Origin of the sequence: Halorubrum sp. CGM5_25_10-8B, assembly GCF_005435095.1 — an archaeon.
GTDB lineage: Archaea > Halobacteriota > Halobacteria > Halobacteriales > Haloferacaceae > Halorubrum > Halorubrum ezzemoulense.
This window is the reverse complement of record NZ_SGTY01000001.1, coordinates 25,454-38,804: the sequence shown is the minus strand read 5'-3', so window position 1 is coordinate 38,804 and position 13,351 is coordinate 25,454. Positions and strand designations below refer to the sequence as shown.

16 protein-coding genes are annotated in these 13,351 nt (G+C 71.6%); 13 read left to right on the top strand and 3 right to left on the bottom strand.

Translation table 11 applies throughout. The features are described from left to right. Positions 1 to 115 precede the first annotated feature (115 nt). From EXE51_RS00205 to EXE51_RS00155, 11 genes are all read left to right on the top strand, one after another. Positions 116 to 1,108 (top strand): hypothetical protein, encoded by a 993-nt coding sequence (locus tag EXE51_RS00205; protein WP_049929843.1) that lies wholly within the window; start codon positions 116 to 118, stop codon positions 1,106 to 1,108. 80 nt (positions 1,109 to 1,188) lie between these two features. Beyond that, complete coding sequence (locus EXE51_RS00200) at positions 1,189 to 2,595, top strand: CRTAC1 family protein (RefSeq protein WP_137691829.1); 1,407 nt, start codon at positions 1,189 to 1,191, stop codon at positions 2,593 to 2,595. 92 nt (positions 2,596 to 2,687) lie between these two features. Next, positions 2,688 to 2,888: a hypothetical protein gene (locus tag EXE51_RS00195; RefSeq protein ID WP_049929846.1), complete on the top strand. Its 201-nt coding sequence runs from the start codon at positions 2,688 to 2,690 to the stop codon at positions 2,886 to 2,888. A gap of 98 nt (positions 2,889 to 2,986) precedes the next feature. Continuing rightward, complete coding sequence (locus tag EXE51_RS00190) at positions 2,987 to 3,712, top strand: ribosome assembly factor SBDS (protein WP_049929848.1); 726 nt, start codon at positions 2,987 to 2,989, stop codon at positions 3,710 to 3,712. A gap of 160 nt (positions 3,713 to 3,872) precedes the next feature. Then, positions 3,873 to 4,358, top strand: a complete 486-nt coding sequence (locus EXE51_RS00185) for a YbaK/EbsC family protein (protein ID WP_086215698.1) — start codon at positions 3,873 to 3,875, stop codon at positions 4,356 to 4,358. Positions 4,359 to 4,491: 133 nt separating this feature from the next. Continuing rightward, positions 4,492 to 5,535 carry a metal ABC transporter solute-binding protein, Zn/Mn family gene (locus tag EXE51_RS00180; RefSeq protein ID WP_137691828.1) on the top strand — a complete coding sequence of 348 codons (1,044 nt, stop codon included), beginning with the start codon at positions 4,492 to 4,494 and terminating at the stop codon, positions 5,533 to 5,535. Between the two features lie 100 nt (positions 5,536 to 5,635). Beyond that, positions 5,636 to 6,376, top strand: a complete 741-nt coding sequence (locus EXE51_RS00175; protein WP_137691827.1) for a metal ABC transporter ATP-binding protein — start codon at positions 5,636 to 5,638, stop codon at positions 6,374 to 6,376. Beyond that, complete coding sequence (locus EXE51_RS00170) at positions 6,376 to 7,452, top strand: metal ABC transporter permease (protein WP_049929856.1); 1,077 nt, start codon at positions 6,376 to 6,378, stop codon at positions 7,450 to 7,452. Before EXE51_RS00175 ends, EXE51_RS00170 begins: the two co-directional genes overlap by 1 nt. A gap of 98 nt (positions 7,453 to 7,550) precedes the next feature. Next, positions 7,551 to 7,835, top strand: a complete 285-nt coding sequence (locus EXE51_RS00165) for a hypothetical protein (RefSeq protein WP_049929859.1) — start codon at positions 7,551 to 7,553, stop codon at positions 7,833 to 7,835. Between the two features lie 78 nt (positions 7,836 to 7,913). Then, positions 7,914 to 8,357 carry a hypothetical protein gene (locus tag EXE51_RS00160; protein ID WP_049929861.1) on the top strand — a complete coding sequence of 148 codons (444 nt, stop codon included), beginning with the start codon at positions 7,914 to 7,916 and terminating at the stop codon, positions 8,355 to 8,357. A gap of 37 nt (positions 8,358 to 8,394) precedes the next feature. Continuing rightward, on the top strand, positions 8,395 to 8,907 hold the full coding sequence (locus tag EXE51_RS00155) for a DUF123 domain-containing protein (protein WP_086215694.1): 513 nt from the start codon (positions 8,395 to 8,397) through the stop codon (positions 8,905 to 8,907). A 62-nt stretch (positions 8,908 to 8,969) separates the two neighbouring features. Here the strand turns inward: EXE51_RS00155 and EXE51_RS00150 are convergent, their stop codons facing one another. The 3 genes from EXE51_RS00150 to EXE51_RS00140 all read right to left on the bottom strand — a co-directional run bounded on the left by EXE51_RS00150 (position 8,970) and on the right by EXE51_RS00140 (position 10,752). Continuing rightward, positions 8,970 to 9,452 carry an acyl-CoA thioesterase gene (locus EXE51_RS00150; protein WP_049929865.1) on the bottom strand — a complete coding sequence of 161 codons (483 nt, stop codon included), beginning with the start codon at positions 9,450 to 9,452 and terminating at the stop codon, positions 8,970 to 8,972. Between the two features lie 79 nt (positions 9,453 to 9,531). Further along, a complete protein-coding gene (locus EXE51_RS00145; RefSeq protein WP_049929866.1) occupies positions 9,532 to 9,990 on the bottom strand; it encodes a bifunctional nuclease family protein in 459 nt (152 codons plus the stop codon). Between the two features lie 72 nt (positions 9,991 to 10,062). Continuing rightward, positions 10,063 to 10,752 carry a winged helix-turn-helix domain-containing protein gene (locus EXE51_RS00140; RefSeq protein ID WP_049929867.1) on the bottom strand — a complete coding sequence of 230 codons (690 nt, stop codon included), beginning with the start codon at positions 10,750 to 10,752 and terminating at the stop codon, positions 10,063 to 10,065. Positions 10,753 to 10,875: 123 nt separating this feature from the next. On the opposite strand from EXE51_RS00140, the gene EXE51_RS00135 reads away from it, so the two are divergent. Both EXE51_RS00135 and EXE51_RS00130 read left to right on the top strand, forming a co-directional pair. Next, positions 10,876 to 12,660 carry a TraB/GumN family protein gene (locus EXE51_RS00135; protein ID WP_094553265.1) on the top strand — a complete coding sequence of 595 codons (1,785 nt, stop codon included), beginning with the start codon at positions 10,876 to 10,878 and terminating at the stop codon, positions 12,658 to 12,660. Continuing rightward, a complete protein-coding gene (locus EXE51_RS00130) occupies positions 12,657 to 13,331 on the top strand; it encodes a metalloprotease (RefSeq protein ID WP_086215691.1) in 675 nt (224 codons plus the stop codon). Before EXE51_RS00135 ends, EXE51_RS00130 begins: the two co-directional genes overlap by 4 nt. Positions 13,332 to 13,351: the final 20 nt, after the last annotated feature.

Below are 13,351 nucleotides of genomic sequence, written 5' to 3'. Positions count from 1 at the left end.
CGCCCCCGCGCCGGACCCGACTCGGCACGTCGCGGTCTCCCCGCTCACCGGTGGTTATCGGACGCGATAACTGCGCGAGAATCCTTATGAGGAGGACACGCCCACGCCGGTACACGTGACACTCGAACAGTTTCTCGATCGCTTCGACGGCCCCGAGCGCTCCGTCGTCATCGTCAACCGGACCGACCCAGACCCCGTGCTGAACATGCTCGTGGACACGTTCGGCGACGACGCGGTGGGAGTGGTCGACGGCCGCGTGATCACCGGCTCGGGCGATCGACGAGTCACCGACGGCGCGGGGCCAGCCGGAGCCGCGAGCGGCGAGCGGACGCACGGTCTCACCGCCCGAGAACTGGCGACGACCGGCGTGCTCGACGATGACACCGGGACCGTCCCCTCCCTCGATGTCGAGGTGCTTCGCCGCCACGACGACGTTCCGTTCGACGGCGGCGACCCCGACGAGATCGAGAACCTCGTGCTGCTCATGGAGGGCGGCGAGGTGGTCGCCGGCTCGACGCTCGCCGAACTCGGCGACGCGGTGCTCTTCGTCAACTCGGACCTGTACGTCACCGGCAGCCGGTCCCTCGGCGACGTCGATCTCCCGTCGGTGATAAGCGGCCTCGGCGACGCGACGTTCACGCTCCGCGGGTATCCCGAATCGAACCGACAGAAGCTGCTCCTCATCACCATCTCGCGGTTCATCGAGCGCGCGGCGTGGGCCGCCGGCGACGGCACCCTGCGCTCGTCGTTCCAGCGGCTCTCGCGGATCGACGACGAGGTCGGCACGCGGAACGTCTACGAGCGCGTCACCGAGACCGCCGTCGACACGCACCTCTACGGGGTCCCCGACAGGCTCCCGGCGGACCTCGACGCCGTGATCCACGCCGGGAACGACCCGGACTTCACAGATAGCTGGTTCGTGGTGTACCGGCCGCCGGAGGGACCGCACTCGGCCGCGAGCGACCCGAGTAGCGACCTCAAGCGCGGTGTCGAGGGCGGCGTCGGACTCCTCGCGGTCGAGACGGAGCCGCGAGTCTGGCGCGGGCTGTGGACGTTCGACGCCGACCGGATATCGCGGGTGAACCGGTACATCGAGCGGAACTTATAGCCTCGGTTACCATTTCTCACCGCGGGAGCCGCTCGTATCTAACCCGTGCGTTCATATTCTCGGAGCGGTGACGGGCGGCCATGTTCACGGAGCGGTCCGGTCTCCTCGACGACGGACGCCCGATGCGCGGATACGGGGTCGCGGTGACGCCCGGCCGCGACGGACCGCTCGTCTTCGTCGCCGGCTACGGCGAGCCGAATCGGCTGTACGCCCGGAAGGACGGCCGCTACGTCGACACCGCCTGCGGGATCGTCGCCGACGGGACGCGCCACGGGATGGGCGTGTGCGCGGCCGACCTCGACGCCGACGGCTGCGAGGAGGTGTACGTCCACAACTGCGCGCGCGGCGTCGACGGCGGCGACCCCGACCTCCTCTTGAGCCGACTGGAGGCCGACCGGTACCGCTGGACCGACGTGTTCGCGCGGGAGGTGAACGCCGACCGCCTCGACGTCCGTGCGGGCCGGTCGGTCGCGGCGCTCGACCGACTGGGGACCGGCCGGTACGGCGTCGCGGTCTCGGGCTACGCCGCCCCGCTCGCGTTCTACGAGCTCGGCGACGACGGCGAGGTGACCGACATGGCCGAGGCGGTCGGGCTGGAGGTCGACGGCGGCTGTCGGTCGCTGCTCGCGGTCCCGTACCGCTCCCGCGAGGGCGACCTGTTCGCGGGCGTCGAGGGGGGACCGAACCGGCTGTTCAGCAACCGCGACGGCCACTACGACCGCACGGACGGCGGTCCCGCCCTCTCCGATCCCAGCGGCGACACCCGCGGCGCGGCGGTCGTCGACGAGGGCGGGACGTTCGCGCTCGCGGTCGGCAACGAGGCCGCGCCCAGCCGCCTCCTGCGCTGTTCGCCGGCGGGCGGCTACGACGACGTGGCCCCCGCCCCGCTCCGCGAGGTGGGCGCGGTCCGGACGGTCGTCGCCGCGGACTTCGACAACGACGGGCGCGAGGAGCTCTTCTTCAACGTCTGCGGCGCGGAGAACCGGCTGTTCGAGCGCGTCGACCGCCCGGGCGAGCCGCCGGGGTGGGAGCCCGTCCCGCTCGGGCCGGCCGCGGAGCCGGACGGGTTCGGCACCGGCGCGGTCGCGGCCGACGTCGACGGCGACGGGGCCCTCGAACTCCTCGTCGTCCACGGCGAGGTCGCCGCGCAGCCGGTGACGGTGTACGGCGCCACGGACGCCCCCGACGCCGGCTGGCTCCGCGTGCGCCCGACGACGCGGCAGGGCGCGCCGGCGCGCGGCGCGGTCGTCACGCTGGAGACCGCCGACGGCGTCCAGCGGCGGGCGATCGACGCGGGCGGCGGCTGCCTCTGTCAGACGGAGCCGGTCGCGCACTTCGGGCTCGGCGGCGCGAAGCCGCTGCGCGTGGACGTGCGGTGGCCCGACGGCCGCGAGCGGACCGTCGTCGGGCCGAGCCCCGACCAAGAGATCACCGTCGAACACCCGTCGCGCAGGGCGACCGACCGCGACGCGCGAACGAGGCGGTAGCTGCCGGACCCGTCCCGCCGAGGGTCGGGCGTCGTCGTGGCCAGAACTGCCGCCCTTCGCGGGTTCAAGTGCCCCCGGACGTACGGGGAGGTATGGTAGATCCGACCTCGGACCTCGAGGAGGACGTCGACGAGGAGTCCGCGCCCGGGTGCGCCACGTGCGGCCAGCCGGCGCTGGGGAGCGGTCGTCGAACGATCACGTGGGTCGACGGCGACGACATCGTCCACCGACACTTCTGCTCGGAGTCGTGCCGCGAGGAGTGGGACGACGAGCGGCCGTCTGCGGGAGGGTAGCCGGGTCGGCACGGGGGCGCCGCGACCGGACACCGCGGTTCATTGCGGCGAAGACGGCGGCGGGAGGCTTTTTGCCCGCGGGGGTGGTAGCGTCCGGTATGATATCGCTCGACGAGGCCGTGACGGCCCGACTGGAGTCACACGGGGAGCGCTTCGAGGTCCTGATCGACCCCGACGCCGCGCTCGCGATCAAGCGCGGCGAGTTCGACGGTGACTTAGAGGAGGTCATCGCCGCGGAGGACGTCTTCGAGAACGCCTCGCGGGGCGACCGACCGGCAGAGGAGGATTTAGAGACCGTCTTCGGCACCACTGATCCGCTCTCGATCATTCCGGAGGTCGTCGAGCGCGGGGAGATACAGATCACCGCCGAGCAGCGCGCGGAGATGCAAGAGCGGAAGCACAATCAGCTGGTGACCACCATCACGCGCAACGCCGTGAACCCGCAGATGGACGACTCGCCGCACCCGCCCGAGCGGATCGAGCGCGCGCTGGATGAGGCCGGGTTCCAGATCGACCCGATGGAAGCGGTAGAGAACCAGGTCGACGACGCGCTCGACGCGCTGCGACCGGTGATCCCGATCCGGTTCGAGGAGGTGACGATGGCGGTCCAGCTCCCGGCCGACTACGCGGGGTCCGGACAGGCGCAGATCCGGGAGTTCGGCGACCTTGAGCGCGAGGAGTGGCAGAACGACGGCTCCTGGGTTGGGGTACTCACCTTCCCGGCCGGGCTCCAGAACGACCTCTACGACCTCGTCAACGAGGTCACCTCGGGCGAGGGCGACGCCCGCGTGATCAAGGACAAAGACGAACTCCGGACCCGGTAACGGGTCCTGACGGCCCGGCGACGGCGACCGCGCCCGGAGAGCGACTGCAACGCCGACCGCGCTCGCGACACCGACCACGACGCGGACCGCGACTCTGCCCGTCGCCGCAGTTTCACCGCCTCCGAGAGGTTGATGTCCGCGGGGCGCGGTCTCGTATCGCATGCACCCACGCGCGGCGGAGTTCGAACGGCGGGCTCGGGAGCGGTACGGCGTCGAAATCGACGTGCTGGAGTTCGACGCCGGCACGGAGACGGCGGCCGCGGCGGCCGACGCGCTCGACCGCGAGACGGGCGCGATCGCGTCGACGATCGTCGTCTCGCTCTCCGGCGGCGACCGAGATGGAAGCCTCGTCGCCGCGATCACGAGCGGCGCGAACCGGCTTGACCTCCACGCCGTCGCCGACCACTTCGACGCCGACGGCGCCGAGATGGGCGACCCGGGGCGCATCCGCGAGGTCGTCGGCTGGAGCATCGGCGGCGTGCCGCCCATCGGCCACGACGCCGCGCTCCCGACGGTGTTCGACCCGACGCTCACCGAGTACGACACCGTGTACGGCGCCGCCGGGACGCCGAGCGCGGTGTTCGCGGTCGACCCCGAGACGCTCGCCGACCTCGCGGACGCCGCGGTCGTCGACCTCACCGAATGAGGCGGCGTCGCGCCGGGCCCGACGCCGCTCCGACTCCGGCGTTGTTAATCGACGGTCGGTTTCGGGGGCGAGATTATTAAGACTGAGTTATGAAATAATAACTTTTTTCTATTAATCCGCGTTACAGATCGGTATGACTCACTCACGGCGGTCGGTGCTGCGGCGCGGTGCCGGGTTGGCGGTCGCGGGAACGGCGGCGTCGCTCGCGGGGTGTACCGGGAACGGGGGCGGCAGCTCCGAGGAGTTCGACTCCGGGTACGCCGCGTTCTTCACGCTCAACGACTGGGCCAACGAGGTCGCGGGCGACAACGCGAGCTTCGAGGACCCGGTCGACGTGGGCCAGCTCGGCCACGGGTGGACGCCCGACGGGACCCTCGCGGCGGACGTCGCGGCGACGGACGCGTTCGTCTACCTCGACAGTCCGGAGTTCGCGTGGGCGCAGGACCTGGCGGCGACGCTGGAGAGCGACTACGACACGGTCGCCACGGTCGACGTGCTTGACGGGCTCGAAGGCGATCTGCTCGAGTGGAACCACTCTCACGGGGAGAGCCAGGACGGGGAGAGCCACGACGAGGAGGGCCACGACGAGGGGGACCACGACGGGGAGGGCCACGATGAGGGAGACCACGACAACGGGACCCGGTACGACCCCCACGTCTGGACGGACCCGGTCCTCGCGGCCGAGATGGTCGACACGATCGCGACCGGGCTGGGCGAGGCGGACCCGGACAACGCCGAGGCGTACGCCGCCAACGCCGAGGCGTACGCCGCGGATCTGGACGCGATCGACGACGCCCTCCGGTCGATCGCCGAGGACGCCGCGCGCGACGTGGCGGTGTTGGCGGGCCACAACTCTTTCCAGTACCTGGAGGCGCGCTACGGGTTCCGGCTCCGCTCGCCGGTGGGCGTCTCGCCGCAGAACGAGCCGACCCAGTCGGAGATCGCCGACACGATCGACCTCGTCGACGCGGAGGGGATCGACGTGGTGCTGTACGACCGGTTCCAGTCGCCGCGGCTCGCCGAGTCGATCGTCGAGAACAGCGGCGCGACGGAGGCGGTTCCCGTCACGCCGGCCGGGGGGACGACGCGGGAGTGGAACGACGCCGGGTACGGCTACCTCGAACAGATGACCGAGATCAACGTCCCGGCCTTCGAGCGGGCGTTCGGGGCGCAGTGACCGGCACGGTCGCCGGCGCGCCGAGCGACGCCCCGACCCGGCGGCGCGGCGACGGAGTAAAAGAGCTAAACGTGCGGCCGGTCCAGATGGGGCACACGAAGTGACCGCGATCGTCGACCTCGACGGCGTGAAGTTCTCCTACGGCGACACCGTCGCCGTGAGAGACGTCTCTCTCACCGTCGAGGAGGGCGACTTCCTCGGGCTCGTCGGACCGAACGGCTCCGGAAAGACGACGCTGCTCCACCTCATGCTCGGCCTCCACGAGCCCGACGAGGGGTCCGTCGAGCTGTTCGGCCGGCCGGTCGACGAGTTCGACGACGGCGGTCGGATCGGCTACGTCTCCCAGAAGGCGACGAGCCGCGGCGGCGCGATGCCCGTCACCGTCCGTGAGTGCGTCACGATGGGGCGGTTCGCGCACGCCGGGCGAGGGCGGCTCTCCGCGGCCGACCGCGCAGCCGTCGCGGACGCCATCGAGACGGTCGGGGTCGGGGACCTGGCCGACCGGCTCGTCTCGGAGCTGTCCGGCGGGCAGAAGCAGCGAGCGTACATCGCTCGCGCCCTCGCGAGCGACGCGGACCTGCTCGCGCTCGACGAGCCGACGGTCGGCGTCGACGCCGAGTCGCGCGACGCGTTCTACGCCCTCCTCGACGAGCTCAACGAAGACGGGATTACGATCATCCTCATCGAACACGACATCGGCGTCGTCACCGACCGCGCGGACCGCATCGCCTGTATCAACACCGAGCTGTACCACCACGGGGACACGGAGTCGTTCGTCGATAGCGACGCCCTCGCGGAGGCGTACGGCGCGACCGGACAGGTCGTCCACCACCACCACTGATGACCGGGGAGACACCGGCCGACCGGGAGCGGGAGCGTCCGCGTCCGGACCGGACCGGCCGCGAACGAGGACTCCGCCGGACCGCGGAGCTCGCCGGGATCGGGCTCACGGGCGTCGTCGCGGCGGTCATGCTCTCGTTCCTCCTCCTCTACTGGACGCAGGACCTGCCGGTGGCGAGCGAGCTGTACGCCGCGTTCCGCTCGATGGGGCGCGCGATGGACGCCGCGTTCGGGACGAACGTCTTCCGACACCCGATCATGTGGCAGTCGATGGCGGTTGGCGTGCTCGTCGGGGTGGTCGCCCCGCTCGTCGGCTCCTTCCTCGTCCACCGCGAGATGGCGCTGATCGGCGAGACGCTCGCGCACACCGCGTTCGCCGGGGTCGCCGTCGGGATCCTCGTCACCTCCTCGACGGGGTGGAACGGCTCGCTGCTGCTCGTCGCGCTCGCGGTCGGCATCCTCGGGGCGCTCGGGGTCCAGTGGCTCACCGAGCGCACCGACGCGTACGGCGACGTACCCATCGCGATCATGCTCAGCGGGAGCTTCGCGGTCGGGACCCTGATCATCAGCTACGGCGACGGGCTCACCGGCGTGAACATCCAGGGGTACCTGTTCGGGAACCTCGCGGTCGTCACGCCGGAGGGCGCGCGCCTCATGGGAGCGCTCTCGCTGATCGTCGTCGCGGGCGTTGCGCTGACGTACAAGCAGCTCCTCTTCATCACCTTCGACGAGCAGGCCGCGCGGGTCGCCCAGCTGAACGTCACCGGCTACAACACCCTGCTCGTCGTGCTGACCGCGGTCGTCGTCGTCGGCGCGATGCAGGTGCTCGGCGTCATCCTCGTGGCGGCGATGCTCGTCGTCCCCGTCGCGGCCGCCTCGCAGGTGGCCCGGAGCTTCCGCGAGACGATGTACCTCGCCGTCATCTTCGGCCAGCTGTCGGTGATCGGCGGCTTCGCCGTTTCGATCGGACTCGGCCTCCCCTCCGGGGGGTCGATCGTCGTCACGGCCATCGCGGTGTACCTCGGCAGCATCGTCGGCTCCGGCTCCTCGGTGAAGGCGATCTCGTCGCACGGTTGACGGGTCGGACCGGCGGGCTCGGAGGCCGCAGGCGGCGGTCGTGCGCGGCTCGCGTCCGGTTTCCACAGACCCTTATGTCGCGGCCGCGACCGACGGATATGGGAGAGACAGAAACCTACACGGTCACCGGTCCCGACGGTGACGAGGAGTCGTTCGAACTGCCCGCCGGCCTCGTCGACGTGCTCAGCGAGCAGGGCGAGGCCGCGACCGCCGTGGTCTCAGACGTCGTCGTTCAGGCGATGGCCCAGCAGGCGCACGTCATCGTCCACCACAGCGAGGGCGACGTGCCCGAAGACATCGCGGAGATGAACGAGACGGCCGCGGAGCTGTTCGAGGAGCGGTTCGGGCAGTCGCTCGAAGACGCGCTCGGCCACTCGCACTGAGCGGGTCCGACGCGCCCCGGCACCCGAACGAGTTCGTCCGACCGGCCGCTTAAGCCGGTCGAGTCCCTACGTTTTCGCATGTCTACTGACCCGGACGGCGCGGACGCGCCGGTGTTGATTTTCGACGGCGACTGCCCGTACTGCTCGGTCGCCGCCGTCGCGCTCCGCCGGCTCGAGGGCGTCGTCGCGGTCCCGTGGGAGGCCGACCCGGTCGGCCCGTTCCTCGACGCGCAGTTCGGCTCGCGCCCGTTCGCGATGGTGCTCGTCGACCCGGTCGAGCGGCGGGTGTACGCGGGGCGGTCGGCCGCCGAGGAGCTGGCCGACCGCGCGGGAACGCCGGGCATCGTCGGCGGGCTCGTGCGCGACAACTACGACCGCATCGCCGACGTCGTCGGGACGCTGTCCGGCCGGGGCCGCGACCCCGCGGACGTCCACGACACCTACCGACTGGACGACGACGCGGGCGAGATGGTCGGATCGCTCCGGGCGGCCGCCGACGAGGCGCCGACCGCGCTGTCGTGAGCGCGACCGGGACCGGGTCGCGGCCGGCGGGGGACGGATGACCGACGCCGACGGCGGCAGCTACACCCTCATCGTCGCCCTCGCGGCCGACGCCACGCTGTCGGCGGGCGCGCTCGGCGAACACCGTCTCCCGGCCGGCGCGTACGCGTACACGGGCAGCGCGCTCGGCGCCGGCGGGTTCTCGCGGGTCGACAGGCACCGGCGGACGGCGCGGGGCGACCACGACGTCCGCCACTGGCACGTCGACTACCTGCTCGGTCACCCGGCCGCGCGGATCGACCGCGTCGTGCGGAGCCTCGGCGTCGACGTCGAGTGTCCGGTCGCGGAGCGCCTACCCGCCGGCCCGGTAGACGGGTTCGGCGCCTCCGACTGCGACTGTCCGAGTCACCTCGCGGCAGGCGACGGGTCCGAGGCGGCCGAGGTGAGCGGACCCGACCGCGACGCGCTCGACGGCCTCGCGGAGCGCGCGCTGGCGGCGCACGAGGCCGCGGTCGCGGCCGCCGCCGACCCGGACGCGACCGTCGAGGTCGTCGCGGGCTCGGGAGAGTAACGGGCCGTGCGGTCGGCGGTCGTGCCGGTTCACGGGGCTGGAGGTCGTGTCGGTCTGCGCGGTCAGAGGTCGTACCGGTTCACGACCTGTCGCAGCTGCTCCTCGCGCCCGTTCATGGCGTCCTCGCGGAGCGCTTCCTCGTCGGCGGTCGGACAGTCGAGGTCGGGGACCGGCGTGGGGCGCCCGTCGTCGTCGAGCGCGACGAACGTGAAGTAGGAGGTGGTGGTCCGGCGCGTCTCGTCCGTGCGGGGATTCTCCGCGCGCACGTCGACCTTCACGTCGACGCTCGTCCGGCCGGTGTTGAACACGTATCCCTCGACGATCGCGACCTCGCCCATCTCGATCGGGGAGATGAAGTCGACGTGGTCCATCGACGCGGTGACCACCTGTCGGTTCGAGAACCGCATGCCGGCGATTGCGCCGCAGATGTCCATCCAGTGGAGCACGGCGCCCCCGAGCGCCCGGCCGAGGTTGTTCGTGTCGTTCGGGAGGAGCATCTCCGTCATCTCCGTGTGCGAGGAGGCGAGCGTCGCGGTCTCGTCCATGCCCGTGGTGGGAGATGCGGCAACTTGAACGACGGGCTTCGGCGCGGGCCCGCCGCCCGCCGAGTCCGGGGCCCCGGGCTCAGCGCTCCTCCGATGGGTCGCCGTCGCCGCTAAACTGGACCGAGTCGGGCGGTCGCCCCGCTTCGTCTATCACCTCGTCGGTGACGACGATCGGACAGTCGAGGCGCACGGCGAGCGCGAGCGCGTCGGAGGGACGGGCGTCGAAGACGAACCGCTCCGGCTCGCCCTCCTCGTAGCGCTCGGCGTCGACCTTCGCGTAGAAGGTGCCGTCGCGGAGGTCGTCGACGCGGACGCGGTCGATGGCGCCGCCGAACTCCGTGAGGATGTCAACGAGCAGGTCGTGCGTGAGCGGTCGGTCGAACGGTTCGCCCTCCAGCGCCATACCGATCGATCGGGCCTGGTCGCCGCTGACGAATATCGGGACGTACTCGTCGCGCGCGGAGAGGATCACCGCCGGGACGTCGCCGCTCGGCGCAGACCCCGCACCGACCCCGACGACCTCGGCTTCGTGTTCCATATCGGAACGTGGTGACGGCCGCTTGAATAGCTGTCCCACGCGCGTCCCGTTCGGTCCGCGACCCCCGCCGCCCTAGCTCGACGCTCGGTACCAGTACGCCCACGCCAGCGTGAAGACGAGCGCGGCGGCGACGAAGAAGACGACCCCCGGCTCGACGAGCGAGACCGCGTACTCCGCGAGCGGGCGGCCGACGAGGTCGACCGCACTGTCGGCGCCGTCGGCGGCGGTGTTCTGGTCGGGGACGCTCTCTATCGAGGGGCCGTCGGTGCTGGCCGTCCCAACGTCGTCACCGCCCGAGGCGCTCGTCCGCGGGTCCGCGAGCGAGCCGACCGCGAGGAGCCGCTGGGCGGCGACCGCGGCGAGTCCGATGATCCCGTACCCGCCGAGCAGACGCATGAGCGCGGTCTTGATCCCCGTCGACTCCTCGGAGCCGCCAGCGAACAGCACGAGCGGCTCGTCCGCTGCGGCGTACACGTCCATCTCGCGGCCCTTCTCGGAGTAGGCGGTGTCGACCACCTCCACGAGGTCGGCCTCGTCGAGCCGGGAGAGGTGGTACTGGACGTTCTGGAGCGAGGTGTCGACCTCGTCGGCGATCTCCGACTTCGTCGCCGGGCGGTCGTGGAGCGTCGAGAGGATCGCGCGCGCCGTCTCGGAGCCGAGGGCCGCGATGAGGTCGTCGGCCTCGTCGTCGTCGACGCCGACGACCCGGGGCTCGCGCTCCTCTGGCGTCGCGTCCGGCAGGGAGGGCAACAGCCGGGACATACGATATCCTGTGGCGCGTGAGGATACAAACTTGTTGGATCGTTGGGGACGGGTCGACCCCGCCCGAGCGGGAGCCGGGACCGACGCACAAACCCTAAACGCGGTGACCGAGTACGTCGGGTGATGACAGAGACGTCACGGGGGACCGACGACGAGGCACCCCCGTCGACCGACAGACCGCCGCGCACCGACGGCGGCGACCTCGACCGGGAGCCGGGCCGCGGACCCGCCGCCGACGGCGAGGGGAGCGTGACGGTCGTCGGGACCGCGCACGTGTCGGAGCGCTCCGTCGACGAGGTCGAGGAGACGATAGAGCGGGAACGCCCCGACGTCGTCGCGGTCGAGCTCGACGAGGGGCGCTACCGCCAGATGAACGGCGAGACGCCCGACGACCTCGACGCCGGCGACCTGCTCAGGGGGAACACGGTGTTCCAGTTCCTGGCGTACTGGATGCTCTCGTACGTCCAGACCCAGCTCGGCGAGCGGTTCGATATCGAGCCGGGCGCCGATATGAAGGCCGCCGTTGACATCGCCGAGTCGCTCGGCATCGACGTCGCCTTGGTCGACCGCGACATCCAGACCACGATCCAACGCTTCTGGGCCCGCATGACGATCACGGAGAAGCTCCGGCTCGTCGGCGGGCTCGCGTTCGGCGTCAGCGACCCGCGGGTCGCCGGCGCGATCGGCGGGCTCCTGGTCGGGATCCTCGCCGGGCCGGCCATCGGCCTCTTCGGCGGCGCCGTCGGGATCACCGACGCGATCCTGACGAGCGTCGCCGCGGGCGTCCTCGTCGCGCTCGGCGTCGGGATCGCCGTCGACCAGGTCGGCTCGCTCGCGCTCTCCCCGGACCAGCGGCTCTACGCCGCGGTCGGCACCGGGCTCTCGACCGGCGTCGCCGCCGGGGTCACCGGGGCCGCGAACGGACCCGTCTCGGCGTACCTCGGCGGGTTCCCCGTTGCGGCGATCGGGGGCTTCGGGATCGGGATCGGCCTCGGTCTCGTCGTCGGCGCCGTCCTCGCGATCGCGGTCAGCGGGTTCGGCGGCGGCGAGGTGGACCCGGAGGCCGGGGGTATCGAGGAGCTGGACGCCGCGGACCTCACCGACACGGACGTGGTGACGATGATGATGGAGGAGTTCCGGCAGTTCTCCCCGGGCGGCGCGGAGGCGCTCATCGACGAGCGCGACGCGTTCATCGCCCACCGGCTCGTCGCGCTCCGCGAGGCCGGGCACGACGTGGTCGCCGTCGTCGGCGCGGGCCACCAGGCGGGGATCGAGCGGTACCTCGCCGAGCCCGCGACCCTCCCGGCGATGGACGACTTGGTCGGCGAGGAATCGGGACGCGGGCTCCCCTGGAAGAAGGCGATCGGCTACGCGATCACCGTCGGCTTCGTCGGCTTCTTCCTCCTGCTGGCGCTCGGCGGCGCCGGCAACGCGTTCCTGCTCCGGCTGTTCGGCGCGTGGTTCCTGATCAACGGCGTCTTCGCCTTCGCCTTCGCGAAGGTCGCCGGCGCACGCTGGCTCTCGGCGGGCGTCGGCGGCGCCGTCGCGTGGATGACCTCGATCAACCCGCTGCTCGCGCCCGGCTGGTTCACCGGCTACGTCGAACTGCGGAGCCTGACCGTGAACGTGGCGGACATCGGCGCGCTCAACGACCTGCTCGGCGACGAGACGCGGTCGGTCGGCGAGTTAGTCTCCGCGATGCTCGACGTGCCGCTGTTCCGGCTCATCGTCGTCGTCGCGATGACGAACGTCGGTAGCATCGTCGCGAGCTTCCTCTTCGCGGCGTACGTCATCCCGGCGATGTTCGGCGCCGAGGTCGGCGGCGTCGACGAGGTCGGGCGGCTGCTCGTCGAGGGCGCGGTCAACGGCGCCGACCTCGTGCGCGGCGCCGTGGGGGGGATCGCATGAGCGGCGGCGCGACGTTCTCGGGGCGGCGAATCGCGGGGCTCTACTTCAGCGGCGCGGAGCTCCGCGACCTGCTCGTCGCGTGGCTCGCCTTGGGCGTGGCGTTCACCCTGTTCTTCGTCGGCGGCTCGGCCGGGATCGGTCGCATCCTCGCCGCGGGCGTGATCCCGCCGCTGTTCGTCGGGCTCGCGACCGCTGGGGTCGCCTTCCTCCTCCACGAGGTCGCGCACAAGGTCGTCGCGGTCCACTACGACCAAGTCGCGGAGTTCCGCGCGGACAACAGCATGCTGTTCCTTGCCGTGATGAGCTCGCTCCTCGGGTTCATCTTCGCCGCGCCCGGCGCCGTCCACCACCGCGGGCGGCTGACGCCGCGGGAGCACGGGCATATCGCGCTCGCCGGCCCGGCCGTGAACCTCGGGCTGATGGCCGTGTTCTTCCCGCTGTTCGCGCTCGGCGGGCTCCTCGGCAGCGAACTCGTGACGATCCTCGGCGCGCGCGGCATCGCGATCAACGCGTTTCTCGCGGCGTTCAACCTCGTCCCGTACGGCCCGCTCGACGGGAAGACGGTGCTATCGTGGAGCAAGCCGGTCTGGGCGGCCGTCTTCGTCCCCTCGGTCCTGCTCGCCGTCGGGCTCGTCTTCGTCGTCGGGCTCGGCTTCGGCGGCCCGTTCTGAGCCGCGGTCGGGCGACCGCC

What these genes read in the sequence shown, in the direction of transcription:
- EXE51_RS00145 (WP_049929866.1), bottom strand. Translation starts at nt 9,990, where the DNA reads ATGGAACACGAAGCCGAGGTCGTCGGGGTCGGTGCGGGGTCTGCGCCG.
- EXE51_RS00195 (WP_049929846.1), top strand. Translation starts at nt 2,688, where the DNA reads ATGGTAGATCCGACCTCGGACCTCGAGGAGGACGTCGACGAGGAGTCC.
- EXE51_RS00150 (WP_049929865.1), bottom strand. Translation starts at nt 9,452, where the DNA reads ATGGACGAGACCGCGACGCTCGCCTCCTCGCACACGGAGATGACGGAG.
- EXE51_RS00170 (WP_049929856.1), top strand. Translation starts at nt 6,376, where the DNA reads ATGACCGGGGAGACACCGGCCGACCGGGAGCGGGAGCGTCCGCGTCCG.
- EXE51_RS00160 (WP_049929861.1), top strand. Translation starts at nt 7,914, where the DNA reads ATGTCTACTGACCCGGACGGCGCGGACGCGCCGGTGTTGATTTTCGAC.
- EXE51_RS00130 (WP_086215691.1), top strand. Translation starts at nt 12,657, where the DNA reads ATGAGCGGCGGCGCGACGTTCTCGGGGCGGCGAATCGCGGGGCTCTAC.
- EXE51_RS00135 (WP_094553265.1), top strand. Translation starts at nt 10,876, where the DNA reads ATGACAGAGACGTCACGGGGGACCGACGACGAGGCACCCCCGTCGACC.
- EXE51_RS00155 (WP_086215694.1), top strand. Translation starts at nt 8,395, where the DNA reads ATGACCGACGCCGACGGCGGCAGCTACACCCTCATCGTCGCCCTCGCG.
- EXE51_RS00190 (WP_049929848.1), top strand. Translation starts at nt 2,987, where the DNA reads ATGATATCGCTCGACGAGGCCGTGACGGCCCGACTGGAGTCACACGGG.
- EXE51_RS00200 (WP_137691829.1), top strand. Translation starts at nt 1,189, where the DNA reads ATGTTCACGGAGCGGTCCGGTCTCCTCGACGACGGACGCCCGATGCGC.
- EXE51_RS00165 (WP_049929859.1), top strand. Translation starts at nt 7,551, where the DNA reads ATGGGAGAGACAGAAACCTACACGGTCACCGGTCCCGACGGTGACGAG.
- EXE51_RS00180 (WP_137691828.1), top strand. Translation starts at nt 4,492, where the DNA reads ATGACTCACTCACGGCGGTCGGTGCTGCGGCGCGGTGCCGGGTTGGCG.
- EXE51_RS00185 (WP_086215698.1), top strand. Translation starts at nt 3,873, where the DNA reads ATGCACCCACGCGCGGCGGAGTTCGAACGGCGGGCTCGGGAGCGGTAC.
- EXE51_RS00140 (WP_049929867.1), bottom strand. Translation starts at nt 10,752, where the DNA reads ATGTCCCGGCTGTTGCCCTCCCTGCCGGACGCGACGCCAGAGGAGCGC.